This window comes from Streptomyces sp. NPDC007095 (assembly GCF_040634475.1).
Taxonomy (GTDB): domain Bacteria; phylum Actinomycetota; class Actinomycetes; order Streptomycetales; family Streptomycetaceae; genus Streptomyces.
The window spans coordinates 1-24,216 of sequence record NZ_JBEYFS010000139.1 but is presented as its reverse complement, the minus strand read 5'-3'; the positions used below and the strand labels follow the sequence as shown (position 1 = coordinate 24,216).

Below are 24,216 nucleotides of genomic sequence, written 5' to 3'. Positions count from 1 at the left end.
AGTGTTCTATATACGAACGGTGTTCGTGTCAAGATATAGTGGTCGCGTGAACCCGAGAGAGCGACGCGCGGCGCGCCACCAGCTGCCGAACCCCGGGGCCGAAGACGCCCCCAGGCCGCGGCGGCGCACGGCCCCGATCACCGTGCCGCAGGTCATCGACACCGCGCTGGGCGTCATCGCCACAGAGGGCTACGAGGCACTGACCATGCGCCGACTGGCCGGCGCGCTCGACACCGGACCCGCCTCGCTCTACGCCCACGTGGTCAACAAGGCCGACCTCGACGAACTGCTCATCGCACGGCTGTGCGCCGAGCTCGTACTACCCGAGCCCGACCCCGCAGCCTGGCGGGAGCAGATCCGTAGCGTGTGCACCCAGATACGCGACCAGTACCTGAAATACCCCGGAATCTCCCGCGCCGCGCTCGCCATGGCCCCCACCGACCTCGAGACCGTGCGCGTCAGCGAAGGGATGCTGGCGATCCTGCTCGCCGGCGGTGTGGCCCCGCAGGCCGCCGCCTGGGCCATCGACGCCCTCTTGCTGTACGTGGCCGGCTACTGCCTGGAGATCTCCATCGTGAGGCAGCGCAAGGTCCACAACGAGGCGGACTGGGTCCTCGACACCGACGAGCTCCAGCGCCGACTGACCGCGCTGCCTCCCGAGACCTTCCCTCACACCACCCGCTACGCGGCCGAACTCACCGCCGGCGAGGGCCACGAGCGGTTCGACTTCACTCTCTCCCTGATGATCGACGGACTCGCACATCGCTAGCCCGACGGCGCCGAATCGGCCGGCGACGGGTCGAACGGGGAGCCGCCCACCGGATCATGGGGTAGTCCGGTGCCTCCGCCGACGGCGTGTCAATACCTAAGAGCGCCGCCCGGAGGTTCAGGGGGCTGACCCGCCGCCGGAAACGCCGGGTTGCGGGGCGGCTTGGACCATCCGCTGGACGGTGGGCACGGGCGTGCGCATGGCTTCGAGCAGCGCTTGCACGCCCTGCTCGGGCAACGTGGCCAGCAGGTCGGACACCCGGGCACACTGCGCTCGCCGGCGCTCGGCCACCAGCTCGCGCCCGGCATCCGTGGTGGCGACGAGGCGCACCCGCCCGTCTTTGGGATGGCCCACTCGCCTTGCCAGGCATCGGGCTTCCAACCGCTGCGCCGGCACCGCCATCGACGGTTGAGCGTGGGCCCGGCCGACGCGGCGGTCCGGGCGGGCACGAAGTGGGTCCCGAGGCCGCTGAGCAGGACGAGGAAGTGTGACACAGAAGGGGGACGCGGAAGCGGGGGAACCGGGCGAGCGCCACGTCCTGCGTCGACCAGTCGAACCTGTCCGCCCAGTAGGCGACGAGCTCGCGGAGGTGGGCGACCCGCTCGAGCCCCTGCCGCCGGCCGCCCTCTGGCCTCCCCCACACTCAAGGCGTCACGTCATCTGGTGATTGGCGCTGAAGTCGGAAGTGCCGTCGATGACCAGACGCCCGTTGACGACTTCGACGGACGTCGAGATGGACGGTGCCCCCTCGCATTTCGCTGACGCGATCGACAGGTTGTACCCCTGCGTCGGTCACCGCGACAGAGGCACGTTGGTCTATGCAACGTACATCCCCTTCGCGTTGGCGCCATTCGAGCACAGACCTCATACGCCCAGCCGCCGACGGCCGGCAGACCTGCCGTCTCAGGCGGTCGGGCGCCTGGAGAGCGGCGCCTCCCTGGTGCCCTTCAGCGTGCCGCCGTTGAAGAGGCCAAGTTCCACGGTGGCGTAGTGAATTCCGTTCGAATCGTTGGCGTACGTGTTGTAGGTGACGTTCCTGCCACAGCCGGTCGTGTAGCCGTGCCAGGGCCAGTAGTGCTTCGCGCCGCGGTAGGGAATGGTCACCAGCCGAATGCCGATCTTGAGCCCGTCGCATCGCGAATCGATCGGCTTCACCGTCATCGTGACCGCGGTGAGACTGTTCGGGCCGCCCCATTTGAAGAGGCCAGACGAGTCGGCGTAGGGGTCCAAGGACCCAGTGGTGCTCGTGAGGTTACCTGTGGCCTCTGCCTGGTACTGGTTGTCCGGGACGGTGGTGACGCCGTCTTGGTACTGGTTGTCCGGGGTCGAGGCGATTGCCGGGGCAGTGTTGGCGGCGAAGGCCGCAGCCAAAGCGACTGCCGCGGCCAACCGGGAGATCTTCATCTTTACTCCTCCGCTCAGGTGCTGTTCCAGTTGTTCGGCTGCACGGAACACCGTCGTGCGAGACGTGCTCCCCTGTATGAGCGATGGGAGTCGGGAAATGTGACAACGGCGGGCATCCCAGCAGGGTGCGTCCCTGGAAGTGGCGTACAGGTGCGGCCTGTCGGCAGTTCCTGGTGCTTTGCTCCAGCAGGACGCGTCGAGCACGATGGCCGTGAGCCCGCCGGTGACGACGCCGGCATCCTCCCGGACGCGGTCGACAACGCCTTCCAACTCCTCGGCCCGGCTGACACTAATCGGGGGCGACCGGCACACCTTCCCGCGCCGTCGGCCGAAGGCCCGACGGACACGCCACCCACGATTCGGCTTCGCGTATCGGCCGTTTGACATCGGGCATACCCTCCGGGCCGTTCGGCGTCGACGGCTGCCGCGATCGTTCAGCCCGTGGGCATGCCGACACGCGCGTCCTCGATGGTCCCCCGCAGTCGGGCGACGGTGGTCGCCAGCTGTTCGAGTGACCGCGCCGTCAACGGGTCGGCAAGCCATGTGCGCAACTCGTTCTCGAAGGTCGGTGTGGCGGCGTCCAGGAGTCGCCGGCCCGCCTCCGTCAGGGCGAGCAGCGACGAGCGGCGGTTCTGTGGGTTGGGACGGCGGCTCACCCACCCCGCGGCCTCGAGTCGGTCGACCCCTTTGCTGGTCGCGCCCACGGTGATGGCGACCTCCTGGGCAAGGTCGTTCACCCGACAGTCGTCACGGTCGCCGATGATCCGTAGGAACTCGAACTGGCTGGCGGTCAGACCGTGTTCGGCCCGCAGTCGCTCGCCGAGGACGTTGTAGAGCCTCGTCTCGTACCGGACGAGGTCGGCGAACACCTGTGCGTGATTGGTCACATGACACTCCATCTTCTCAGGAAGTATCTTCCTTGGAATATAGTTGGGTTACCGCCCAGCGGGCCATGATCCCGCACTCATCTCGGTACGGAGGACAGCATGAGCAAGGAGCAGCGCGCGATGGTTGACGCCCTACTGCGATCGACGGCGATCGATGCCAGTCGCACACCGGACGAACTGCGCGCGGATTTCGCTGCGATGATGGCCGGCAGTCCATCGCCACTCGGAGTCTCCCTCACCCCGAGTGCCCTCGCCGGCCGCCCGGCACTGGAGATCGAGCCGGAGGCCGAGGCGATCGACGGGACGATCCTCTACTTCCATGGCGGGTCCTGGGTGTTCGGCTCGCCCGCCACGGCCCAGCACATCACCGCGGCGCTCGTGCGGCGCACGGGAGTCCGGGCCGTGTCGCTCGACTACCGGCTCGCACCTGAGCATCCGTTCCCGGCCGCGATCGACGACGGCGTCGCGGCCTACCGCGACCTGCTCGAGCACGGCGTGCCGCCCGAGCGGATCGTACTGGCCGGGGACTCCGCCGGCGGCGGGCTGAGCATCCTGACCGTGCTCGCCTCGCGTGACGCCGGCCTGCCGCGGCCGGCCGGCGTGGTCGCGTTCTCCCCGGGGCTCGACGCGACCCGCAGCGGCGAGAGCATGACGACCAAGGACGGGATCGACCCGCTGTTCACCCGCCAGTCGCTGCAGCGTCTGGGCGCCCATTACCTGGCGGGCCAGGACCCGCGGCAGCCGCTGCTGAGCCCCGCGGTGCATGCCGACCTCGCCGGGCTGCCGCCACTGCTGCTGCAGGCCGGGTCGAACGAGGTGCTGCTCGACGACTCGACCCGACTGGCGACGCGGGCGGCCGCAGCCGGTGTCGATGTGATCCTCGACGTCACCGCCGACGTGCCACACGTCTTCCAGTCGTTCACCGGTTCGCTCGACGAAGCGGACGCGGCACTGGACCGGGCCGGTCGCTTCATACTCGACCGGCTGGCGACCACCCCAGCCGCGCTCTGACGGCCGCACTCCTGGACACCGGGCGGAGTCGGGTCGGGTCGAATCGGATGGAGTCGGGTCGGGTCGGACAGCACGGTGGCGGCGATGGGCCGCCACAGCCGGTCGACCTCAAAGAAATGACCTACGAAGAAAAGGCCTACTCGGGCAGCGGGCGGTCGTCGACGACGTGCTTCATGACAAGGGTGGAGGTCAGGCGCTGGACTCCCGGCAGAGTGGCCAGCCGCTGGTCGTACAGCTGCTGGAAGGCGGCCAGGTCGGCGGTGGCGACGCGCAGGAGATAGTCCGGCTCACCGAACAGGCGCTGAGCCTGGATGACGTGCGGGACGGCGGCCACGGCCTCCTCGAACGCGGAGACGGTGTCACGGTCCTCCCAGCGCAGGGTGGCGAAGACCAGGGCTTCGAAGTGGAGACCGACGGCGGCCGGGTCGACGACCGCGCGGTAGCCGCGAATCGCGCCCTCCCGTTCGAGGTCACGCAGGCGGCGGTGGCAGGGCGAGACGCTCAGCTTCACGCGGGCGGCCAGCTCGGTCACCGTCAGACGGCCATCGAGCTGTAGCTCGGTAAGAATCTTCCGGTCCAGGGCATCCATGAGGCAGATTTTCCTCCATCGGCCGCGATCATGGAGAAAAGACAGAAACTTTTTCGGGCAAACTGCGCCTAATCTTCCCTCTCAGGGCAAGGAACCTGAGAGGGAACGGTCGATGGACACGATGACGCTGGCGGCTTTCCTGGCAGTGGATCTGCTGCTGGTGTTGACCCCGGGCGCGGACTGGGCCTACGCGATCACGGCGGGGCTGCGAGACCGGTCGGTCGTCCCGGCGGTCGCCGGCCTGATAGCCGGATACGCGGGATACACGGTGCTCGCCGTGGCCGGCCTGGTGGTGATCGTGGCGAACTCGGCCACCGTTCTCACCGCGCTGACCGTCGCGGGGGCCGTCTACCTGATGTGGCTCGGCTGGAGTGTCCTGTCGCGGCCGGCGGTCCTGGGCGCGTCCACGGAGGCCATGCCCTCCTCGCGTCGGCAGATCATGCTCAAGGGAGCCGGGATCAGCGGCCTCAACCCGAAGGCGCTGCTTCTGTACTTCTCGCTGTTCCCCCAGTTCATCGACCCCAGGGCGAGCTGGCCGGTCGCCGCGCAGACCGGACTGCTCGGCACCCTCCACATGACCGCCTGCGCCGTGGTCTACGTCGCCGTCGGCGTGCTGGCCCGCACCGTGCTGAGGACCCGGCCTTCCGCGGCCCGGGCAGTCACCTGCGCCTCCGGTGCCATGATGATCGTCATCGGTGGGTTCCTGCTGGTGGAACGCCTGGCCGGCTGACGGACCCGCCCGACCCCGTTCAACACCGTGATGTCCGCCGAAGGGGAGCACATGAAAGAGCAGGCGCAGCATGAACAGGCGAGCCCCGAGGTGCAGGCGCGCATCCGGACGAGTTTCGACCGCCAGGGGCTGATGGGCCTCCTCGGCGCACGGATCACGCAGATCGCGCCGGGCCGTGTGCACATCGTCCTCCCTAGCCGACCCGAAGTGACGCAGCAGCACGGCTACTTCCATGCCGGCGCCACCAGCGCGATCGCGGCCACCTCTGGCGGCTACGCGGCGTTCACGCTGTTCCCGGAGAACACCGACGTGCTCACGGTCGAGTACAAGATCAATCTCCTGGCGCCCGCCGTCGGCGACCACATCGAGGCGGTCGGAACGGTCCTGAAGTCCGGCCGCACCCTGACCGTGTGCCAGTTGGAGGTGTTCGGCGTCCAGGACGGCCGGCGGTCGCTCGTCGCCAACGGCCAGCAGACGCTGATCCGCGTGAACAGGCCCGAGCGGTGAGCCCGCTGCCGCCCTGGTGACCTGGTGACCTGCCGCCCTGCCGCCCTGCCGCCCTGGTGACCTGGTGACCTGGTGACCTGGTGACCTGGCAGCAACGGCCGTTTCCCGACGCCGACTTACTCCTGCTCCACGGACGCCAACCGGCCCTGGTCGACAGCGGATTCGTCGGCCACGCCGAGGACACGGCTGCCTGGGCCCGCGCCCACGCCGGTGACGTCGGCCTGGTCGTGAACACCCATTGGCACTCCGACCACGTCGGTGGCAACGCCCTCCTGCAGGCGGGCGGCGCCGGCATCGCCGCAGGCGCCCCGGAGGCGGACGCCGTCGCCCGCGGGGACCCGGGCTGCTGCGCTGCGGAATACCTCGACCAGCCCGTAAGCCCGTACACCGTCGACACGGCGCTCGACGACGGTCAGGTCCTGCGCCTCGGTGATGCCGACCGGGAAGTGGTCCACACCCCCGGGCACACGCCCGGACACCTCGCGCTGTGACAGCCGGAGGAGCGGCTCCTCGTGGTCGGGGACGCGCTGTCGGACTACGACGTCGGCTGGGTGAACCTCGCCCTCGACGGGCCCGACGCCGCCGCCACCGCTCTCGCCTCTCTGAAACGGATGGCCGACCTCGCCCCGCGCGCGCTGCTCCTCTCACACGGGCCGATCCCCGCCGACCCCGGTGCGGCCTTCGTCACCGCGCCGCGCCGCGCACGGCGTCTCGTCGACGACCCCGACGGCGCCATCTGGTACGGCGCCCGGCGGATCTCCGCCTTCGCCCTCATGATCCGCGGCGGGATCCGCACCGACGACGTCGAGCCGTACCTGCACGCGCGGGCCTGGCTGACCGACGCCGCGCGCCTTCTGGGCCTCACGCCCGAGGCACTCGCCGCCGACCTCATCGCCATGATGCTCCGCAGCGGCGCCGTCGTCCTTCGCGACGGTCCGCGGGCGGAGCGCCTTCAACGCCCAGCTGTCCGACCGCCCCTACACCTCGTACGCCTGCACGCCGCCGAGCACACCCCTGTCGAGGCGGAGACGCTGCGTGTGCCGTATCCGCGTGCGTAGCCGAAGACGGTGCCGCGCTGACTCGCGGCGGCGATCTCGCCGGGCACCATCTTGATCAGCACGGCGAACGCGCCTGCCCCCTCAGGCGCCTTCGCGGCGGAGACCAACCGCTGCGCGTCCCCACCGCGCCCCTGCACCCGGTAGCCACCGAGATTGATGCTCCGCCCGCGGGGTGGATCCGATGTGCGCCGACACCGGGATTCCGGAGCGTCCCCGGACTCCGTTCCAGGGCGACCGCGTCACGTCGACCGAGTCGGCCGCCGTATGAACCGGGGCCTCTCGACAGCCGCCGCCCCAGCCCGGACGCACCGTCAGCGGAGGGCGTCCGAAAGGCGGGTGAAGCTGTGGCCGGTGGCCAGGAGCTGGGGGACGGCGGCGGTGATGCCTCGGGCAGTGCCGCCCCGAGGGTGGTTCATGTGGCAGATGACGATGGATCCGCCGGGGGCGGCGGCGACGGTGCTACGGACCTGTTCGGGGGTGAAGGTGGCGCCGCCGTCGCCGTTGACCGAGAAGCTGACGAAGCGTTCTCCCAGGGCGGTGACGATCCGTGCCGCGACGTCGTCGCAGTAGGCGGTGCCGGAGCGGAAGAAGCGTGGCGGCGTGCCCAGCAGCCGGGTGAGCTTGGTCTGGTTGCCGGAGATCTCGTCGTACACCTCGGCGGCGCTGCGGGTGCCGGGGATGCCGTAGGCGGAGCGGCCCGTGACCGAGAGCGGGCGGTGGCGGGTGCCGTGGTTGGCGATCTCGAACAGCGGCTCGGCGGCCAGCCGGCGGAAGACGGCGGGGTTGGCGTCGATCCAGCGGGAGTTGATGAACAAGGTCGCCGGTATCTCCCGTCTACGCAGGAAGTCGATCAACGCACGGTCGTAGCCGCTGCCGCCCGGGCCGCCGCAGGCGTCGAAGGTCAGCGCGATCACGCGTTCGGCGGTCGGCAGCGCGTGGACCACGGCGGGTGCGTCGAAGCCCCAGGTATGCGGCACCGCGTGCCCGTAGCGGGCCACGATGTCGGCGCGGGTGACGGCGCGTGACGCGCTGGGCGCGCCGGCCGACGGGCTGCGGCCCGGGGTGCTCTTGCTGGTTGCGATCGCCGCGGATGTGGAGGGCGAACCGGTGACGGAAGCGCTGCGGTCGACCGTGCTCCGGGGGCCCGCGCAGCCGGCGAGCGCGCCTCCCGCCATGGCCGCCAGCACTGCCCGGCGACTGGGTGTCATCCGTTCCCCTTGTTCGAAGATCCTCGACGGGACACCCCGCTACGGGAACCGTACGCGGCGAAAGAGACATGATCAGTAAGAGGGCGGCAAGGGTTCGCCAACAATCCCTTTTGACATCCTCCCCCGCTTAAGAGAGGGGGATTCCAACCGGGGTGGTTTGAGGTTCACGAATGCTCGAACGGCTGGTGGCCGTTGTCATCCGTGCGGCACCGGCTGATCGTCGGGGGCGGGTACGTCTTCGACCCGGCCGGGGGCCTTGTGCTCGGTGCGCTGCCGCAGCAGGCCCCGGCCCTGCGCGAGGATCGCCCGGTTCAGTCCGGCTCTCTGCTGGACCTGCTTGCCGGGCCGCCCGGCGGTTCCCCTGGCCGAGCGGGTCATGTTCTTGATGTTCAGCTTCTCGAACCGCACCAGGCCGTAGGTGCGGGCCGGCATCGTGCTGGTCTTCTCGCACCAGTCCTTGCGCCGGCCGGCTTCACGCGCTTTCAGCTTGGCCACCTTGGTGTACCCGGCGGTCTTCTGCTCGCTCCCCTTCGGGGCGCGTGCGGAACGTAGCTGGTGCTTAGGGACCTTCGCACGTTCCTTCACGGTGAGCTGCGGGCAGCTCAGCTTCCGCCCGTCCGACAGGGCGGCCGTGATCTTCGCGCCCCGGCCGATACCGATGACCTCGCCCGTGCCGGGCGCCTCGACCGGTACGGGGATGACCGCGAACGCCACGTGCCACTGGCCGTTGCGCAAGGTGACACGGAAAGTCTTCGCCTTGGGCAGTTCGGGCCGGGTGAGCCGGAAGCGGACCCAGCCGCAGCCGGGCACCTTGACCTGAGACCACCGGCGGTTGAGCTTGTGCACCACCACGGACCGGCCCATGACCTGCCTGCCGGTCTTCGCGCTCAGCTTCGGGCCACCGCACGTACCAGGCGTGCGCGCAGTGCAGGAACATCTGCTGCTCCTGCTGCGGCATCAGGTACGTTCGGAAACGCGGCGTGGGACCCTTCCAGCTCGATAATGGTCCCATGAAACATGTGAACCTGAGACTCCCTGACGATCTGCACGAGCAGGCCAAGGCCACCGCCGACGCCGACGACCCTTCCCTGAACTCATGGCTTGTATCGCTCGTACGCCGCGCTGTCGCGGATGATGAACGCCGCTCCGCCCAGGAGGCGTAACGGCTACCTCTGCCCCGCTACGCGCGAGCGGGCATTCGCCCAGCCCTGAAAGACCGGGCACCCTACCCGGAACCCCCGTGGATCATTTGCCGCCGTGCTGGTCGTTCTCCTTGTCCGCTGCGCGGGTCTCCTTGGCCGCTGCCTCCTCGGCGCGGCGCAACTCCTGGTACCGATCCCACAGTTCGGGCCGGGAATCGTCCATGTACCAGGCACGCAGGAAGAGTTCGAGGAAGGCGCTCTCCGTCTCGTCGCCGCCGCGGCGGTACAGTTCCGGGTCCGACTCGACCAGCGCGGCCACCGGCCGCCGGCCGTCCGGGTTCTCGGCCACGGTCACCTGGAAGATGCCACGACCGGTCCAACTGCGATACAGCGTCAGCTGGTCGCCCTCCACGTATGCGTCCCACTTCTCGTCCATGCTCAGCGCCCGCACACCGTGCCGGATACGCTGCCATTGCCCCGGGGTCCACACCAGCTCCGGCACCGGAACCGGCTCGGGGCGGCGCAGCGGCGTCACGTCGCGGCCCAGCCCCACGCGGCTGAGGTCCTCACCTGGTTCGCCCTCGCGCACCCACTCCGGCAGCGCCTCCGACGCAGCCCGCCACGCGGCAGGTATCCCCGCCGTGCCCACCCGCGCAGCGACAATTCCGCCGACGATCGCGCAGGTGGTGTCGACGTCCCCGCCCACCGACGCGCACGCCCACATCGCCTCCTCGAAGTCATCCAGGTGCCGGGCCGCGCACCACAGGGCGAAGGGCACCGTGTCCGCCGCGCTCACCCGCCGCCCGTTGCCCAACCGGTGCGCCGCGTACTCGGCGTGCGGCTGGCCCAGCAGCTCCCGCGCCTCGGCCACCCCCTCACGGACCCGTCCCTCCGGTGTCAGCTCCTCCACCGCCGCCAGCAACTGGGCTCCGGTCACCTGCCGAACGCGCCCGCGGGCGGCGCACGCGGCTCCCACCGCCACGGCGACGGCCCCGGCCACCGCCTCCGCATGGGTGTGCGTCACCCGCGCCGACCGCCCGGCCTGCGCTGCTGCCTCGGCCAGGTCCACGGCGAACCAAGCGCCCAATGGCGCCACCCGCATCGCAGCCCCATTGCCCCACGACCCCTGGCCGTCGAAGAGTCCCGCGGCCAGCTCCTGCCATCTGCCGCCCTCGCGTACCAGGCGCAGCAGCCGGTTCATCGCCGGACCGTAGCCGCGGTCGAAGTCGTGCCTGCGGGCGAAACCGTGCGCCAGTTCATGCTGGTCCACGCTGCCGCGCCGGCGCAGCGCGTCGAAGACCGAGCAGGCCATCTCCGTGTCGTCCGTCCATGGCCACTCCGCGGCAGGCAATCGTCGCTCCCGCAGGCCGGGGAGATTGTCCGGTACGAAGAACTGGGCGCCGAAGGCGTCACCCACCGTCAAGCCGCGCAGGGCGTCGCGGGCGGCGGAGCGGTGATCGAAGGAAGGGTTGGCGGAAGGGTCGAGGAAGGGGAACTCTGCGGGCATCTCCCACATCCTGCCAAGCCCGCCTGCCGCAGCGCCACGACAATTGCCGGGCGGTGACTGCCTCGCGGGCCTGAGCAACTGCCGACCGGGCACCCTCCCGGCGAGCGGCCGGGAGCGTGACGGATGAGAGTTCTGGGCATAGTGCGTTGGGGGAACAGACCTGGTGCGCGGAGAGTCAGACTTGCCTCGGCCTCTGGTCCTAAGGTGGCTTTCCCACTCCGCCCAGGAGAGTTCTCTCCGGTCCGGACAACCGGTCCGGACAACCGTGTTCCCGTCAGATCCCTGGCAGGGAGCACCGAACAATGGAGCGCGCATGGCCTACGAGGCGATGGGTGATGACGTCTACCAGCCGGACGGTTCGGAGGTACAGGACGACGCCGGACTGCTGGACGTCTCGGACACCCTCGACGACCGCGGCATCGACGAGGCTCTCGACGAGGGCTACTCACCCCCGGAGAAGCCTTGGGGCGTGGAGCACACCGGCGTCACGGCGGCGGAGCGGCAACGAGGGGAGAGCCTGGACGAGCGGCTTGCCGAGGAGGTACCGGATATCGCCGACCAGGTCGGCGACGGCATCGGGGACCTTTGGGGCGGCGACGGGGAACTCATCGACGACGAGGTCGGAGACCTGCGGGCCGGCCGCCTCATCGCGCCGGACGAGGGCGCTCACGAGGACGCCGAGAAGGACCTGATTGCTTACGACGTCGGCGTCGACGGGGCGGGCGCATCGGCTGAGGAAGCCGCGATGCACCTGATCCCCGACTCCGAGTCCTTCTAGCCTGCCAGTTTCGTCTCCGCCGACGGGAACGGACTGGCCAACCATGCCGCGTCTCCGCCGACGGGAACGGACTGGCCAACCATGCCGCGTCTCCCCCGACGGGAACAGACTGGCCAACCATGCCGCGTCTCCCCCGACGGGAACAGACTGGCCAACCATGCCGCGTCTCCCCCGACGGGAACAGACTGGCCAACCATGCCCGGTCCCCCGGCCTCACGATCTCACCGACGCGTCAAGCCTGTTGGTGGACGCGAAGCGACTCCGGCCTGTGGTCCGCTGCACGTGGACGGCGCCCGGGCCGTCCCTCTGTATCGGCCGGAACGGAGCCTGCCCCAGGACGGGCAGGTTCCCTGCCGGGGTGGAACCCTCTGCTGTCCGCCGACGCGAAGCGGCCCTCAGCGGTGGAAGGCGCCACCGAAGCGTGCGCCGGAGACGGGCGCGGCCAGGGTGCGCGGTCCGAAGCTCACCGACCTGGTCGCGGTGACACCGGATGCGGTGCCGGGGAAGACCCACACGGCTCCCGAGCCGCTGTTCTCCTCCGGTGCCGAGACGGCGACGTGCCCTCCGACGACGGCGGTGCGGCTGCCGAACCGGTCGCCGTTCTCGGCCGTACCGGGCACCCCGGCCGTGTTCTGGCTGAAGACCTGGACCCTGGTGCCGGAAAGACCCGTCGCACTGCCCCTGAGGACGGCGAAGGTGCCTGCGTCGGTCCGGCCGGCCAGGTCCTCGCCGGGGACACCGGTGACGACGTCGGCGTAACCGTCGCCGGTGATGTCGCCGACGGAGACGTCGGTGCCGAAGCGGTCGCCGCTCTCCCCCGTCCCGGGGACTCCGGGGGTGTTCTGGCCGATCAGTGTGGCCCGCGCCGCGAACCCGTTGGCCGTGCCGCGTACCACGCCCACGAGGCCGCCCCCTGCCGCCGTGCTGCGGCCGAAGACGACGTCTGACCGGCCGTCGGCGTCGATGTCACCGATGGCGATGCTGTCCGCGGACACGGAGTCGGGGTAGGCGATGAACGGCCCTGCCACCAGACCGTTCTCAGTCCCCTTCAGCAGTTGCAGACGGGGCGGCGGGATCGTCCCCCCGTCGTCCGAGTCCCATGAACCACTGCTGACCACCAGGTCGGTGGTGCCGTCGCCGTCCACATCGCCCGCTTCCATGGCGTAGACACGGACGTCCAGGTCGACGAGGGGGCCGGTGCGGGCCGCCATACCGCTCCGGCTGATGGGCCCGTACCGCATCTGATAGGCCGTCGCCAGGTCCAGGTGCCCGTCCCCGTCGAAGTCACCGGCCCGGGTCTCCGCCCGGCCCTGACCGACAGTGGCGGCGGTGACGAGCCCGCCTTCCCCTCCCCACACCACGGTCTGCAGCCCGACGTCACGCGCACTGCCGATGTCCTCGCCCGGGGCTCCGACCACCAGGTCGGTGAATCCGTCACCGTCCAGGTCGGCCGCCGTGAGCTGGCCGCCGAAGTGGTCACCCGCCTCCGCTGTGCCGGGTATCCCGTAGCGGTCCTGGCTGATCACCTGGCGCTTGACACCGTTGGGGCCCTCGGCCATGCCGTAGACGACGGCGAAGTATCCGGCGCCCGCCCTGCCGTTGACAGTGCCGCCGGGGGCGGCGATCGCGACATCGGTGTATCCGTCACCGTCGAAGTCGGCACGCACGGACGCCGCGGCATCGGCTGCGAGGGCACCCGCAGGAGCGTCTTCGGCACAGGACACCGCGGGGGTCGCCCCCGACACGGCCATGACGGCGGCGACAGCGACGGCGGACACGTGGAATCTCCGGGAGGACATGGCAAACCCCTAGGATGGAGGGCAGTGGACCGCGCTGCTCACGCACACGGCAACCACCAAGACCCACACAGGGCGCCAACGGTTGTACGCCGTCCCTTCATCTGGGGTTCACCCCGAACAGTCCGCGAATGTCCCGGGCCCTTCCGCCTCCAGGGTCTCCATCGGATTCGTCAGGCTCCGCGATGCCGACCAGGCAGGACACAACGAGGCCACATGGGGTACTGAGGCGGCGAGGACCGCAGAAATAGACTGGCGGTGACTGTCTGCGCCCGCTGTACGCAGGAAGAAGCCGGTGTCGTCGAGCCATATCCCTCTGCAGGAGATCCTCATGGACTACTTCGACCTCGGGACCTTGACCCGGCCCGTGTCGACCCGCTCGCCCGAAGCACAGTGCTGGTTCGACCGCGGGCTGGTGTGGAGTTACGCGTTCAACCACGAAGAGGCGGTCATCTGCTTCGAATCGGCGGCGGCCGCGGATCCCGACTGCGCCATGGCGTACTGGGGTGTCGCATACGCCCTGGGCCCCAACTACAACAAGCCTTGGGAGTTCTTCGACGAGGGCGATCTGCGGCACACGGTGGAACGGACGCACGCCGCCGTCGAACGGGCTCACGCGCTGTGCGGCACGGCCACGCCGATCGAGCGCGCGCTCATCGAGGCACTGCGCGAGCGCTATCCCGCCTCGCGCGCCGTCGAGGACTGCTCCGTCTGGAACGAGCCGTACGCCGAGGCCGTGTGTGCCGTGTACGAACTCGCGCCCGACGACCCGGATGTCGCCACGCTCTACGCGGACGCGCTGATGAACCTCACCCCGTGGCAGCTGTGGGATCTGCGCACGGGCGAGCCCGCCCCTGGTGCACGCACGCTGGAGGCGAAGGCCGTCCTCGACCGCGCGTTGCTGACCGAGACCGGCGCCGGTCACCCGGGCATCCTGCACATGTACATCCATCTGATGGAGATGTCGCCGACGCCGGAGGAAGCCCTCACCGTCGCCGACCGGCTGCCGGGGCTGGTACCGGACGCAGGGCACCTGCAGCACATGCCCTCCCACCTCGACGTGCTGTGCGGGGACTACCGACGGGTCGTGTCGGCCAACAGTGCCGCGATCAAGGCCGACGAGAAGTACCTGCGACGGGCCGGCGCGATGAACTTCTACACGCTGTACCGCTCGCACAACTATCACTTCAAGATCTACGGCGCGATGTTCCTCGGCCAGTCCAGGACGGCGCTGGAGACTGCCGCGCAGCTCGAGGCGTCCATCCCCGAGGATCTGCTACGTGCGGAGAGCCCGCCCATGGCCGACTGGCTGGAGGGGTTCCTCGCCATGCGGGTGCACGTACTGATCCGGTTCGGCCGGTGGGAGGAGATCCTCGCGCTGCCGATGCCCTCCGACCCGCAGTTGTACTGCGTCACCACTGCGATGCTGCACTACGCGCGCGGCGTGGCGTACTCCGCGACCGGGGCGACCGCCGAGGCCGAGGCCGAACGAGAGCTGTTCCGCCGCGCGTTCGCACGGGTTCCCGAGACGCGGACGCTGTTCAACAACACCTGCCGGGACATCCTGGCCATCGCCGCCGCCATGCTCGACGGCGAACTCGAGTACCGCAGGGGCGAGTACGACCTCGCATTCGCCTCCCTGCAGCGCTCCATCGAACTCGACGACCATCTGCCCTATGACGAACCCTGGGGCTGGATGCAGCCGACCCGTCACGCCTACGGGGCGCTCCTGCTCGAACAGGGCCGAGTCGAGGAGGCCGAGGCCGTCTACCGGGCCGACCTCGGACTCGACGACACCCTGCCCAGATCCTCACAACATCCCGGAAACGTCTGGGCACTCCACGGCTTCCATGAATGCCTCTTACGGCTCGGCAAGAGGGGGGAAGCCCGCATCATCGCCCAGCAACTCACCATGGCCACCGCGCTCGCGGACGTTCCCATCGAGACGTCGTGCTTCTGCCGACTCGACACCGCGGCCCCGCTGAGCCTTTGCTGCTCCGAACAGCCAAGTGGGAACGGCTCAGTGGCCAGCCGCGGGGACCAGACTCTTCGATTCCGGTCCCCGCGCTGAGGAAACAGTGCTGTGGCAGGTTCAGTTGACGCTTTGCCCGCCGTCGACCATCAGTGTCTGACCGGTGATGTAGGAGGAGAGGTCCGACAGCAGGAAGAGGGTCGCGTTGGCCACTTCCTCGGGCTCACCGAGCCGGCCCAGCGGGATCTTCTCGCCATGAGGGTGGTACTCGGTACCGTCCTCGTTCCTGGTGATGCCGCTTTCGGTGAGACGGGTGCGGATCACCGTCGGGATGACGCTGTTGACGCGAATGCCGTCGGGGCCGAGTTCGACGGCGGCGGCGCGGGCGAGCGCGGTGACGCCGCCCTTGCTGGCGCTGTAGATCGAGATGCCCTCGACCCCCGACTCGGCGAAGACGGACCCGCACAGCCGACTCCGCTGGGCCGGTCAGGAGGGCGGTGGGGTCGGTGGGAGGGGCCGGGTAGAGGTGGACTTCGGAGTCGATGTCGAGGAGCAGCGTTTGCCAGGGGCCGGTGAGCTGCACTTTGACGCACTGCGGTGCGAGGTGAGCCAGGGCGTCGGCGTCACGGAAGCGGGTGGCCACCAGGTCGATCCGCTCCCAGCGCAGCGCCACGTCGGGTGCGGCGAGCACCGCCCGCTCCAGCGGCAGCACCTCGGCGACGGCGCCCCACCGTTCGGCCTGGTCGGCGGTGAACGAGCCCGCCCCGCCGGCCGCCGATGAGGTCGTGTTCGCCACCGGTCGGGCGCCGCGCACCGACGACATCGGCCTGGAGACCGTGGGCCTGGCCCCCCCCGGATCCTGGCTCGCTGTCGACGAGACCTGTCTGGTCCGAGGAATGGACGGCACCTGGCTCTACGCTCCAAGCAGCGAAACTGGGATCTCGTGGATCGGGTGGTGGCTCATCCCTCCACACACGCGAAGGCCGGGACCACCAGGTCCCGGCCTCGTTCATGCTCTGCCAGTCTCCTCAGTACTTCGTCCCGGCGTCTAGGCGGCAGGTCGCACGCAGCGGGCTCCCGCCGAGGCCGTACCAGGGGGCGCAACTGTAGGGTCTCGCGGTTGGTGTCGGAGACCGCCCTCGGGACCTGCTGCATCTTCCGTGGCCTCACGGCGTGTCGGACATCGAAGCCTCAGCTTTGTGTCGCTTCCTCAGCGGTCTGTTGTGATCGGAGCAGACCGCCGGGCTTGTGACCTGGGCCGTCGCGCACCTTCCGAGTCAACAGCCCGCAGGTCTCCCACCTGTCCGGTTGCCAGGTGGGAGACGAGCGCGGTGTCGGGTCGGAAGTGCGGGCACGCGTCGACGCCGTGGGCGAGGGCCTGGACGCGGGCTGCCGGAGCGGAACTCGCGTGGACAAGCCTCCGGGTGTGTGACCCGCTCGATCGCGCCGTGCGGTCGATGCGCTTTCCCGGCCGGTCGGACGGATCAGCGCAGTCCGGCGAAGAGATCGTTCTCGGGTATGGCCGCGCCGGTGGCGTCCTGGACACGTACGAAGGTCTCCATGCCCATCAATTCGCCGAACCTCTCCTTGCCCATCTTGAGGAAGAAGATGTTCTCGCCCTGACTGGCGTGCGCGGCCAGCGCGTCGAACTTCTGACCGCTGAACGCGGTGGTGTCCACCCACGTGGTGATCTCATCGTCGGGGAGGCCGATCTCGGCCATCGCGGCGGTCTCGGCAGGATCCGGCTCCGGCATGTCCTCATGAAACTCGCGCATGATCTCGCCGAACCGCTGCATCATCGAGCGGGGCACCGTGGTCCAGTACACCTTCGGTGCCAGCGCGGTCATCTCCAGCGCCGCCATCGTGATGCGGTGGGCCTGGATGTGGTCGGGGTGGCCGTAGAAGCCGTTCTCGTCGTAGGTGACGACCACATCAGGTCGGTAGTGCCGCATGAGTTCCGCGAGTCGGGACGCGCCTTCCTGCACGGGGGTCTGCCAGAAGGATCCGGGGGCGTCGTTGCTCGGCCAGCCCGTCATCCCGGAGTCGGCATAGTCCAGCATCTCCAGATCGCTGACCTTCAGGACGTCACAGCTCGCCTCAAGTTCTTGACGGCGCATCAAGGCGACCGCCGCCGGATCGTGTCCGGGATCGCCCGGCTTGACACCCCCCGGTCCGTCACCGCAACCGCCGTCTGTACACGTCACGAGAACCGTGCGGATGCCTTCCGCCGCGTACCGCGCGAGGACCCCTCCGGTTCCGGTGGCCTCGTCATCGGGGTGGGCGTGTACTGCCATGAGCGTCAAGGGCCGGTCAGTCATGAAACAGTCCTCCTGCAGAAATACGTCTTGGTCCAAGTAGCGCGGCGGGCGTACCGCGATCCTGGGGCCCGGATCCTGGTGGGGCGGACAACCTTTGTGGTCTCCGTGTTCCCCGCCCGTGCGGCGCCGGTCCCTCGGTCGATGCAACAGTCCCGGCCGGACCGGCTGTTCCCGGCGCGGCCGCTTGGCCTTCCAGGGATGGAAGTCGGATCCGACGTGGCGCTGAGACTTGCAGGTCGCGCCTGTACCTCGTTCGCGTTGAAACGCCGACGTCGGCACCAGCCGTGAGATTCCGACACGAAACTTGAGGTCCTACAGCAACGTGTAGGATCTCACGCTTGCCAGCATGCACCGAGGCTCTGACCTGCGGTCTCTCGGGGTGCCTCACGCCGCTTCATCGGTGGTTGTCTCAACTTCCGTTGCGTCTCTGGCAGGTTCACCGAGTATTTGCAGCGTGGTCACTGAACGAGTGATGGCGGCGCGGTGTGCAACGAACGCAGAGCCTCTGACCGGGCCAGGTAGCGAAACGCTACTGGCCTACTAATACTCCAGCCGGACTTCTGTATTTCTGCTGGTCAACGGCCTGTCGGTGGGGAGTGTAGCGAGGGTTTGGCATGGGTGGGACGGTCTTGGGCCGACGGTCCCACCAACGAGTGCCCGCGCCGCATGTAATGACAGTGCGACGAGCAGTCCGTTGTCGTGATCCACGATGTCCGCAACCGCATCCCGGGACCTGAGCATGGCCCGCAGGACCGCCTTCTCCGCGTCCACTGAATGCGGCCGCCTCCCACCCCTCTCCTCTTCGGCCCCCGAGCTCCTCCTTCGCCTTCGCCCACCTGCACGTCACAGTGACGGGTTCGCCGAAGACGCCCCGGTACGAAGTGGCGATGGCGCTCAAGCAGGCGGGCCGGCACCCTTCACAGTGATCTGCTTCCCATCCCACACCAGAGTGTCCCCAAGGGACGCGGCGACTGGCAGCTCGCTGCCGCGCTGCGCAATGACACCGGCAACTCCCCAGCTGGAAATGCAGCGGTAGCCGTGGCGCTCGCACCACAGGCCGGGCGCTTCCGGGGGCAGCGGGCCGGCGAGAACGAGCCGGTTCGGGTCGGTCAAGGCGCGGTTGCCGATCATGCGACGCAGAAGAACCGCGGACTGCTGGTGCTCAACGAGCACGGCCACGCGCCGATGAGGGCGTGCGAGCAGGTCGGCCTGCTGCTCATGCCAGGCGGCCAGCTCGGCGAGGCTCTTGAAGCTCGGCACGACGCCCTCCCTGGAGCAGCGCACCCCGTTCGGGGTGAACGGGGTGCAGCAAACCCGACTTGGTAGCTCATGCTGTCGGGAAGGTGCGATCAGCGTGACGGCCGCACTGCCAACGAGGCGCCCCTCACCGGCGGGGGTTGCGGTGAAGGGCACGGCCAGTCTCGCAGGCGGGGGCAGGATCAGCGGGTCGACAAGCGGTGCTCGTCGACGGGCGGGGCCTGCCTTGCGGGCGTCAGCATCTTCGCCAGCGACGAAACGAACACCTGGAGCCCGGCGGACACCTCGGCCGTCAGCTTCAGCGTGAGCGGCGACAAGGAGCGCGACTGGTCACCGACTGGCCCGGTCTCATGGTCGTGGCGGGTGGTCTGCCGCCGCGCGCGGTCGGCGTTCGGGTAAGGGCGGGGGACCACGCTCCCCTCCATGGTTCGCGCTGAGCATGGCAGGCTCGCGCGGCGTCCGGGGTAGTCATCACTCGTCCGTGTCAGGCCAGGACGCGAGGACCCGCCGCTCCTCCTCGTCCACGAGGACGATGCGGGCCTCTTCGACGTTGCCGTGCTTACCGATCCACAGCGTGAACATGCCGTCCGCCGTGTCCCAGCTGCCCCACCAGCCTTGAATCACCGGCCGGGCGCCGGTGTACAGGGTGAGGTGATGCCGCTCGTCGCCCATCACGCCGGCCTGACCCCGCGGCGTCGGCCCGGCTCCCGGACGATCGCGTTCTCCGACTCCAGCTCCCCCAGCTGGTCGTGCATGGAGGCGCGGCTGCGCATGCCGACACACTCCCCGATCTCCTGCGCGGTCGGCGCCTCGCCAGGGTCGGTGATGGCCTCGCGGATACAGCGGAGGATGCGCTCCTGGGTGTCGGTGAGGTAGTCGACTCGATGTCTGGACATGACTCGATTAGAGCGCGTGTGCGAATTATGGTCCAAGCTGGACGCTTGCACGACCTGCCGCCCGACCTGACCAGACTCCGCACCCTGGAGACCTGGCTCGCCCACACCCTCGACCGGGTCCGGCAGCAGATCACAGCAGCCGAGCAGCGGGATGCCGAGCGCCGACACGGCGAACATGCCCGGCCCCCCGAGCCCGACTGGCTCATCGAGGAGGGCCTCGACGGCCGGCACGCGGTGTACGTCCACGTCGGCGGCTGCCACATGGCCGGGAAGCGCAGCAAGGGAGTCCAGCGGGACCATGCGCTCCGGGCACTCGCCGACGGAGTGGACGCATGCCCGCACTGCCGGCCCGACTCGGAACTCGGCTACCTGGAATGACCTGGGCAGACGTGTATTCAGACTCTCCGAGTGAGAGGCTGGAACCGTGCCCGAGAGTGTGTCGGTGGTGGTACACCCGCCGCAGCCGGACGGCGGCCGGCAGGTGACGATCCGCGGCGAGCCAGTCGGCACGGCCTATCACCTGCTGGACCTGGTCGAGCTCATGCGCCTCGCAGGCCTACCTGAGGCGGATACGACGATCGACGACCCCGAACTCATCGACTGGCGCGGTGGCGGGCCCGAGGTATGGACGGCGCCAGGGTGATCTGTCGCCTTGGGCGCTGCGCGGCTTCCGGACGCGGACGCGCGCCATGTCCTCGAGGTGGACCTGGTGGAATCGGATGCTGCGATCCTCGGTGGCGCTCACGACGTGGATGGGCGCCGTGACCAGGCCGAACGAGATGGCGCCTGACCAGATGGTTCGAGCCATGGCAGACCTCCGCGACGTGCCCGAGAAGGTCAGCCTACGAGCGTCCACACCGTCCGGCGCACGGTGCGCGGGAGGCTCCGGGGCCGCAGTCCGGATGCGCATCCGGGCAGGGCGAGCGAGCCTGAGACCATGCCCGGAGCGCTCGACGTCATCGTGTACCCGCCATCCCCGACCGACGGCAGCCGGCGGGTGCGCGTCAACGGAGAGCTCATCGGCACCGCACGCTCGCTTGGCGAGCTGACCGCCTTCCTCCGGCACGCCGGGCTGGAAGGTGTCGACGAGATCGATGTAGCCGACTCGCATCTGATCGAGTGGCACGGCGGCGGCCCCGAAGCATGGTCGCGACCGACGTGACGAGCCCTGCTACGACGCCCGGTGCGGCCCGCTGTCAGTGGCGGCAGCGATGATGCAGACATAGCGATCACGATGCAGAACTACGGACTCCCCTGGACCGACCGACCCCCACCGCACGCCCCCCGTCTCCGTCGTCAGCTACGACAAGACCAGCGCTGACCGGCGGAAGGGCGAGCTCGCAGCCGACGGGTGCACCAGCGTGGAGGTCGACGAGACCAAGCCCGGGGAACGGATCGCGCCGAAGGGGTGACACGCGGACGCCCGAGCCCGCTACCTTGTCGCCCTCACCGAACACGCCTTGGGGGCGCAGTGAAGGCCGTCTGGATCCTGCTTGCCGTTCTACTCACCTGCCTTGCCATCGGCGGCCTGATAAGCGCGGGTCACGACACCGACGCTCCCTCCCTGATCTTCGACCTCGGCACCAGCGGACTCCTCGGTTGGGTAGCCATCGGCCTCTGGAGGAAGGCGAGACGCTGAAGCACAAGCGCCCGCCCCGATCCGGGGCAGGAACAAGGCTGGACGCTGGTTCATGAGGCCAGCAGCGGCAGCCGATCGGACGGCCCCCCGTGTGAGGCCCGTACCTGCCATCGCCAGGGTGCACGAGCGGCTGACAGCCTTGGCGGGCCTACCGTGGCTGAGCTTGTTCCGCTTTGACGGACACCATCGGTGTGGTGGTCAGGCTGCGAGTGGGTTCTCGCCTCCCGTACTGCGCGTCCGCTCATCGTCAGCGGACGGACGGCCGCCCTGACCTCGCTCAGCCGGACCCGACCGGCTGACAGCGGGAGGCGTGAACTCTGCGGGCCTGCCACTTCGGTGTCGTTCCGGGTCGCGTGGGGTCGTCCAGAGGGATCCTGGAGCTGTGGCAAGGAAGAGCGTCCGGACTTGCAGCCAGTGCGGCAGCCCGCTGCCCGAGGGCAGCCGGGAGTCACGCCGGTACCGCTCAGCGGCCTGCCGCACGAAAGCGTGGAGATGGAAGCGTGAGCGGGAGGAGTCGTTGCGGAGCAATCTGGAGTTCGCCGCCGCCTTGCGCGAGGGCCGTCCGTACCGCCGGCCGAAGAAGCGGTGCCCGGTCTGCAAGGGCTGGTGGTTCGTCGGCGAGGTTACGGGCGGCAACCGCAAGCGGGTGGATGCGCTGTACTGCTCACCGAGGTGTCGCACCCGGGCCTATCGCCAGAGGCAATCGCGTTCAGAAAGCGTCACGCTGTGACGCCTTCAAGTGACGCTATGGGGTTCAGAAACCGGCACTGCCCGTACCCCGTTGTCGTCCGGGCTGTCCCCCTCACACCACTTTGCCTCTGACTCCCCGGACGTTCTCGGATTCGCACGTCAGGGGCAAGGCCAACCGAGAGAGTCCCGGTTCGCCCTCGCAAAGGACCGGACTGGATTTCGGCGGTGGAACGGTGACCTTGATACCGGACCGGCTGATCACGTGGCCGGCGCATGAGGTGTGCCCGGCCGAGCTCAGCTGACCGCCCCGGCGTCGCTCTCGCCCTCGCCACGGGCCGACGTGAGAGAGGGCGGGATCGGTGTGAAACTGGGCACGAAAGGGGTGATCCCCGTGTCGGACCCACCACACGCGTCCTCCGGTCCCGACACCACCGTCGACGAGAATCGGCTGGAAGAACTGATCATCGAGGCGCAGACTGCCCTGCCAGTCGAACTGCCCGCCCTGGCGAACCGGTGCACCTCCGCCCTCGGCCTGGACACCGCGCAGATCTACCTCGTCGACCTGCAACAACGGCTGCTCATCCCACTCGACGAGACTTTGGAGCCGCTGCCGGTGGACCGCTCGTCGGCCGGCTGGGCGTACCGCACGGTCTCCCCGCGGGTGGCCGAGGCCGACGACGGCTTGATCCTCTGGATGCCTCTGGTCGACGGTGCGGAGCGGCTGGGCGTGCTGGCGGTGCGGACCGCCTCGCTCGACGGGGTGCGGATGCGCCGCAGCCGGATGCTGGCCCATCTGTTCGCCATGCTGATCACCTCCAAGCGCGCCTACAGCGACTGGCTCGCCGCCCGCACCCGCACTGCGACCATGCGGTTGCCCGCCGAGATGCTGCGGGCCTTCCTGCCACCCCGCACCATCGGCAGCAGAAGGTGCGTATCGACCGCGGTCCTGGAACCGGCGTACGACATCGCCGGCGACGCCTTCGACCACTCGGTGGCCAAGAACATCCTGCACACCATGATCCTCGACGCCATGGGTCACGATCTGACCGCCGGCCTGACCACGTCGGTCGCCATGGCGGCAGCGCGCAACGCCCGCCGGAGTGGTGCCGACCTGGCCGACGTCGTCGGCGCCGTCGACCAGGCCCTCGCCCAGTGGCTGCCCGACCACTTCTGCACCGGTGTGCTGTGCCGGCTCGACGCCGAGACCGGGGTGCTGAGCTGGGTCAATTGCGGTCACCCCCCACCGCTGCTGATCCGTGGCGAGCGGGTGCTCGCCCGGGCGCTGGACAGCCCCCCACAGCCGCCGATCGGCCTGGCCGGCCCACTCGCCCCGGCAGCCCGGCAGGTCCACGAGACGACCCTGGAACCGGGCGATTGCGTCCTGCTCTACACCGACGGTGTCGTGGAAGCTCGCGACGCGGACGGCGCAGAGTTCGGCCTCGACCGGTTCACTGACTTCATCATCCGCTCCTCCGCCGCCGGACAGCGCCCGGCCGAGGTGCTGCGGCTGCTCATCCACGCCATCCTCGATTACCAGCGCAACCAACTGCGGGACGACGTGACCATCCTGCTCTTCGAATGGCGTCCGCAGCACCGGTGATGCGGCAGTGCGCCGAGCCTCGCTGTGCTCGTGCTCCGTCTTCGGCCGGGCCGGGTACTCGGTCGGCACCTCCTCCCCCGGCGTCCGGGCTGGGAATCCGAGGAAACTCAATGCGTCACTGTGCGGCGGCCCAGGTGAGGCGTCCACATCTCAACCGACTTTGTCTTTGCACAGGTCAGGGCACCGTGCGGGGCAAGATCGGAAGAATCGCCGGCGGCTGGTACGGCGCCGAAGAACGGGACGGCTACTACGACTACGCCGACGCCATCCCCATCCAGTTCACCCCCCCCTCGACCGCCTCCAGACCAGCCGCCCCCGCGATGCGGCGTGGTGGCGGTACGGGGACACGGCCAGTGGGAAAACCGCTCAGGCTGCGAGGGCGGTGCGGCCTGCGGCGTAGACGCGGGCGACCTCGACGACGCGCTTGCCGAGCTCGGCGGCGGTGGCGATGTCGGCCT

At 69.3% G+C, this 24,216-nt stretch carries 28 protein-coding genes and 4 pseudogenes; 15 read left to right on the top strand and 17 right to left on the bottom strand.

Going from position 1 to position 24,216, the window contains the following annotated elements; all coding sequences use genetic code 11:
* The first annotated feature begins 46 nt into the window (after positions 1-46).
* Complete coding sequence (locus ABZ656_RS36810; protein WP_360273988.1) at positions 47-769, top strand: TetR/AcrR family transcriptional regulator; 723 nt, start codon at positions 47-49, stop codon at positions 767-769.
* Between the two features lie 117 nt (positions 770-886).
* Here the strand turns inward: ABZ656_RS36810 and ABZ656_RS36805 are convergent, their stop codons facing one another.
* The 4 genes and pseudogenes from ABZ656_RS36805 to ABZ656_RS36790 form a co-directional block, all read right to left on the bottom strand.
* On the bottom strand, positions 887-1,099 hold the full coding sequence (locus tag ABZ656_RS36805; RefSeq protein WP_101403129.1) for a hypothetical protein: 213 nt from the start codon (positions 1,097-1,099) through the stop codon (positions 887-889).
* 223 nt (positions 1,100-1,322) lie between these two features.
* A pseudogene (locus ABZ656_RS36800) lies at positions 1,323-1,412 on the bottom strand (hypothetical protein); the annotation flags it as partial.
* Positions 1,413-1,672: 260 nt separating this feature from the next.
* The gene (locus tag ABZ656_RS36795; protein WP_101403128.1) at positions 1,673-2,173 is read right to left on the bottom strand and encodes a hypothetical protein; all 501 of its coding nucleotides are present in this window, start codon (positions 2,171-2,173) and stop codon (positions 1,673-1,675) included.
* Positions 2,174-2,607: 434 nt separating this feature from the next.
* Entirely contained in the window at positions 2,608-3,060 is a 453-nt protein-coding gene (locus ABZ656_RS36790; RefSeq protein ID WP_360273985.1) for a MarR family transcriptional regulator, read from the bottom strand.
* Positions 3,061-3,159: 99 nt separating this feature from the next.
* On the opposite strand from ABZ656_RS36790, the gene ABZ656_RS36785 reads away from it, so the two are divergent.
* On the top strand, positions 3,160-4,071 hold the full coding sequence (locus ABZ656_RS36785) for an alpha/beta hydrolase (RefSeq protein ID WP_101403126.1): 912 nt from the start codon (positions 3,160-3,162) through the stop codon (positions 4,069-4,071).
* 136 nt (positions 4,072-4,207) lie between these two features.
* Here the strand turns inward: ABZ656_RS36785 and ABZ656_RS36780 are convergent, their stop codons facing one another.
* On the bottom strand, positions 4,208-4,660 hold the full coding sequence (locus tag ABZ656_RS36780) for an Lrp/AsnC family transcriptional regulator (RefSeq protein ID WP_101403125.1): 453 nt from the start codon (positions 4,658-4,660) through the stop codon (positions 4,208-4,210).
* 112 nt (positions 4,661-4,772) lie between these two features.
* On the opposite strand from ABZ656_RS36780, the gene ABZ656_RS36775 reads away from it, so the two are divergent.
* The 4 genes from ABZ656_RS36775 (at position 4,773) to ABZ656_RS36760 (ending at position 6,955) form a co-directional block, all read left to right on the top strand.
* Positions 4,773-5,390 carry a LysE family translocator gene (locus ABZ656_RS36775; protein WP_360273981.1) on the top strand — a complete coding sequence of 206 codons (618 nt, stop codon included), beginning with the start codon at positions 4,773-4,775 and terminating at the stop codon, positions 5,388-5,390.
* Between the two features lie 51 nt (positions 5,391-5,441).
* Positions 5,442-5,897: a PaaI family thioesterase gene (locus ABZ656_RS36770; protein ID WP_360273978.1), complete on the top strand. Its 456-nt coding sequence runs from the start codon at positions 5,442-5,444 to the stop codon at positions 5,895-5,897.
* An 80-nt stretch (positions 5,898-5,977) separates the two neighbouring features.
* Positions 5,978-6,388, top strand: a complete 411-nt coding sequence (locus ABZ656_RS36765; protein WP_360273975.1) for an MBL fold metallo-hydrolase — start codon at positions 5,978-5,980, stop codon at positions 6,386-6,388.
* 21 nt (positions 6,389-6,409) lie between these two features.
* A complete protein-coding gene (locus ABZ656_RS36760; protein ID WP_360273972.1) occupies positions 6,410-6,955 on the top strand; it encodes a hypothetical protein in 546 nt (181 codons plus the stop codon).
* A gap of 26 nt (positions 6,956-6,981) precedes the next feature.
* Here the strand turns inward: ABZ656_RS36760 and ABZ656_RS36755 are convergent.
* The 3 genes and pseudogenes from ABZ656_RS36755 to ABZ656_RS36745 all read right to left on the bottom strand — a co-directional run.
* Positions 6,982-7,162, bottom strand: a pseudogene (locus ABZ656_RS36755) (3-methyl-2-oxobutanoate hydroxymethyltransferase); the annotation flags it as partial.
* Positions 7,163-7,266: 104 nt separating this feature from the next.
* A complete protein-coding gene (locus ABZ656_RS36750) occupies positions 7,267-8,163 on the bottom strand; it encodes a polysaccharide deacetylase family protein (RefSeq protein WP_360273969.1) in 897 nt (298 codons plus the stop codon).
* Between the two features lie 195 nt (positions 8,164-8,358).
* Entirely contained in the window at positions 8,359-9,015 is a 657-nt protein-coding gene (locus tag ABZ656_RS36745) for a transposase (protein WP_360273966.1), read from the bottom strand.
* A gap of 158 nt (positions 9,016-9,173) precedes the next feature.
* Here ABZ656_RS36745 and ABZ656_RS36740 point away from each other — a divergent pair, with 158 nt between their 5' ends.
* Positions 9,174-9,326, top strand: coding sequence for a toxin-antitoxin system HicB family antitoxin (locus ABZ656_RS36740; RefSeq protein ID WP_101403121.1), 153 nt, complete (start codon positions 9,174-9,176; stop codon positions 9,324-9,326).
* A gap of 82 nt (positions 9,327-9,408) precedes the next feature.
* On the opposite strand, the gene ABZ656_RS36735 is transcribed toward ABZ656_RS36740, so the two are convergent.
* Positions 9,409-10,812 (bottom strand): ADP-ribosylglycohydrolase family protein, encoded by a 1,404-nt coding sequence (locus ABZ656_RS36735; protein WP_101403120.1) that lies wholly within the window; start codon positions 10,810-10,812, stop codon positions 9,409-9,411.
* Between the two features lie 313 nt (positions 10,813-11,125).
* On the opposite strand from ABZ656_RS36735, the gene ABZ656_RS36730 reads away from it, so the two are divergent.
* Positions 11,126-11,590 (top strand): DUF5709 domain-containing protein, encoded by a 465-nt coding sequence (locus tag ABZ656_RS36730; RefSeq protein WP_101403119.1) that lies wholly within the window; start codon positions 11,126-11,128, stop codon positions 11,588-11,590.
* Between the two features lie 395 nt (positions 11,591-11,985).
* Here ABZ656_RS36730 and ABZ656_RS36725 read toward each other — a convergent pair whose 3' ends face one another.
* Positions 11,986-13,368: a VCBS repeat-containing protein gene (locus tag ABZ656_RS36725; protein ID WP_180362282.1), complete on the bottom strand. Its 1,383-nt coding sequence runs from the start codon at positions 13,366-13,368 to the stop codon at positions 11,986-11,988.
* A gap of 349 nt (positions 13,369-13,717) precedes the next feature.
* On the opposite strand from ABZ656_RS36725, the gene ABZ656_RS36720 reads away from it, so the two are divergent.
* The gene (locus tag ABZ656_RS36720; protein ID WP_360273960.1) at positions 13,718-15,457 is read left to right on the top strand and encodes a hypothetical protein; all 1,740 of its coding nucleotides are present in this window, start codon (positions 13,718-13,720) and stop codon (positions 15,455-15,457) included.
* Between the two features lie 21 nt (positions 15,458-15,478).
* Here ABZ656_RS36720 and ABZ656_RS36715 read toward each other — a convergent pair whose 3' ends face one another.
* The gene (locus ABZ656_RS36715; protein WP_360274009.1) at positions 15,479-15,781 is read right to left on the bottom strand and encodes an SDR family oxidoreductase; all 303 of its coding nucleotides are present in this window, start codon (positions 15,779-15,781) and stop codon (positions 15,479-15,481) included.
* Positions 15,782-15,785: 4 nt separating this feature from the next.
* On the opposite strand from ABZ656_RS36715, the gene ABZ656_RS36710 reads away from it, so the two are divergent.
* Complete coding sequence (locus ABZ656_RS36710) at positions 15,786-16,139, top strand: hypothetical protein (RefSeq protein WP_360274015.1); 354 nt, start codon at positions 15,786-15,788, stop codon at positions 16,137-16,139.
* Positions 16,132-16,278: pseudogene (locus ABZ656_RS36705) on the top strand (pyridine nucleotide-disulfide oxidoreductase); the annotation flags it as partial. The gene ABZ656_RS36710 and the pseudogene ABZ656_RS36705, both read left to right, overlap by 8 nt.
* 564 nt (positions 16,279-16,842) lie before the next feature.
* Here the strand turns inward: ABZ656_RS36705 and ABZ656_RS36700 are convergent.
* The 5 genes from ABZ656_RS36700 to ABZ656_RS36680 form a co-directional block, all read right to left on the bottom strand.
* Positions 16,843-17,676 (bottom strand): PIG-L family deacetylase, encoded by an 834-nt coding sequence (locus ABZ656_RS36700; protein WP_360273957.1) that lies wholly within the window; start codon positions 17,674-17,676, stop codon positions 16,843-16,845.
* Between the two features lie 894 nt (positions 17,677-18,570).
* Positions 18,571-18,936 (bottom strand): hypothetical protein, encoded by a 366-nt coding sequence (locus ABZ656_RS36695; RefSeq protein WP_129592212.1) that lies wholly within the window; start codon positions 18,934-18,936, stop codon positions 18,571-18,573.
* Positions 18,937-19,115: 179 nt separating this feature from the next.
* The gene (locus tag ABZ656_RS36690) at positions 19,116-19,346 is read right to left on the bottom strand and encodes a hypothetical protein (RefSeq protein ID WP_101403114.1); all 231 of its coding nucleotides are present in this window, start codon (positions 19,344-19,346) and stop codon (positions 19,116-19,118) included.
* 58 nt (positions 19,347-19,404) lie between these two features.
* Positions 19,405-19,605, bottom strand: a complete 201-nt coding sequence (locus ABZ656_RS36685) for a hypothetical protein (RefSeq protein ID WP_360273952.1) — start codon at positions 19,603-19,605, stop codon at positions 19,405-19,407.
* Positions 19,605-19,829: a hypothetical protein gene (locus ABZ656_RS36680; RefSeq protein WP_101403112.1), complete on the bottom strand. Its 225-nt coding sequence runs from the start codon at positions 19,827-19,829 to the stop codon at positions 19,605-19,607. Before ABZ656_RS36680 ends, ABZ656_RS36685 begins: the two co-directional genes overlap by 1 nt.
* A 45-nt stretch (positions 19,830-19,874) precedes the next feature.
* On the opposite strand from ABZ656_RS36680, the gene ABZ656_RS36675 reads away from it, so the two are divergent.
* Together ABZ656_RS36675 and ABZ656_RS36670 are read left to right on the top strand one after the other, a co-directional pair.
* Positions 19,875-20,207: a DUF6233 domain-containing protein gene (locus tag ABZ656_RS36675; protein WP_101403111.1), complete on the top strand. Its 333-nt coding sequence runs from the start codon at positions 19,875-19,877 to the stop codon at positions 20,205-20,207.
* Between the two features lie 46 nt (positions 20,208-20,253).
* On the top strand, positions 20,254-20,472 hold the full coding sequence (locus tag ABZ656_RS36670) for a hypothetical protein (protein WP_355491945.1): 219 nt from the start codon (positions 20,254-20,256) through the stop codon (positions 20,470-20,472).
* Positions 20,473-20,496: 24 nt separating this feature from the next.
* Here ABZ656_RS36670 and ABZ656_RS36665 read toward each other — a convergent pair.
* Positions 20,497-20,637: pseudogene (locus ABZ656_RS36665) on the bottom strand (Ku protein); the annotation flags it as partial.
* A gap of 129 nt (positions 20,638-20,766) precedes the next feature.
* On the opposite strand from ABZ656_RS36665, the gene ABZ656_RS36660 reads away from it, so the two are divergent.
* Positions 20,767-20,991, top strand: coding sequence for a hypothetical protein (locus ABZ656_RS36660; protein ID WP_101403110.1), 225 nt, complete (start codon positions 20,767-20,769; stop codon positions 20,989-20,991).
* 1,558 nt (positions 20,992-22,549) lie between these two features.
* Positions 22,550-23,758 (top strand): PP2C family protein-serine/threonine phosphatase, encoded by a 1,209-nt coding sequence (locus ABZ656_RS36655; protein WP_360273947.1) that lies wholly within the window; start codon positions 22,550-22,552, stop codon positions 23,756-23,758.
* Positions 23,759-24,216: the final 458 nt, after the last annotated feature.

What these genes read in the sequence shown, in the direction of transcription:
- ABZ656_RS36795 (WP_101403128.1), bottom strand. Translation starts at nt 2,173, where the DNA reads ATGAAGATCTCCCGGTTGGCCGCGGCAGTCGCTTTGGCTGCGGCCTTC.
- ABZ656_RS36785 (WP_101403126.1), top strand. Translation starts at nt 3,160, where the DNA reads ATGAGCAAGGAGCAGCGCGCGATGGTTGACGCCCTACTGCGATCGACG.
- ABZ656_RS36780 (WP_101403125.1), bottom strand. Translation starts at nt 4,660, where the DNA reads ATGGATGCCCTGGACCGGAAGATTCTTACCGAGCTACAGCTCGATGGC.
- ABZ656_RS36775 (WP_360273981.1), top strand. Translation starts at nt 4,773, where the DNA reads ATGGACACGATGACGCTGGCGGCTTTCCTGGCAGTGGATCTGCTGCTG.
- ABZ656_RS36770 (WP_360273978.1), top strand. Translation starts at nt 5,442, where the DNA reads ATGAAAGAGCAGGCGCAGCATGAACAGGCGAGCCCCGAGGTGCAGGCG.
- ABZ656_RS36750 (WP_360273969.1), bottom strand. Translation starts at nt 8,163, where the DNA reads ATGACACCCAGTCGCCGGGCAGTGCTGGCGGCCATGGCGGGAGGCGCG.
- ABZ656_RS36740 (WP_101403121.1), top strand. Translation starts at nt 9,174, where the DNA reads ATGAAACATGTGAACCTGAGACTCCCTGACGATCTGCACGAGCAGGCC.
- ABZ656_RS36735 (WP_101403120.1), bottom strand. Translation starts at nt 10,812, where the DNA reads ATGCCCGCAGAGTTCCCCTTCCTCGACCCTTCCGCCAACCCTTCCTTC.
- ABZ656_RS36730 (WP_101403119.1), top strand. Translation starts at nt 11,126, where the DNA reads ATGGCCTACGAGGCGATGGGTGATGACGTCTACCAGCCGGACGGTTCG.
- ABZ656_RS36720 (WP_360273960.1), top strand. Translation starts at nt 13,718, where the DNA reads ATGGACTACTTCGACCTCGGGACCTTGACCCGGCCCGTGTCGACCCGC.
- ABZ656_RS36710 (WP_360274015.1), top strand. Translation starts at nt 15,786, where the DNA reads ATGCCCTCGACCCCCGACTCGGCGAAGACGGACCCGCACAGCCGACTC.
- ABZ656_RS36700 (WP_360273957.1), bottom strand. Translation starts at nt 17,676, where the DNA reads ATGACTGACCGGCCCTTGACGCTCATGGCAGTACACGCCCACCCCGAT.
- ABZ656_RS36685 (WP_360273952.1), bottom strand. Translation starts at nt 19,605, where the DNA reads ATGGGCGACGAGCGGCATCACCTCACCCTGTACACCGGCGCCCGGCCG.
- ABZ656_RS36680 (WP_101403112.1), bottom strand. Translation starts at nt 19,829, where the DNA reads ATGTCCAGACATCGAGTCGACTACCTCACCGACACCCAGGAGCGCATC.
- ABZ656_RS36660 (WP_101403110.1), top strand. Translation starts at nt 20,767, where the DNA reads ATGCCCGGAGCGCTCGACGTCATCGTGTACCCGCCATCCCCGACCGAC.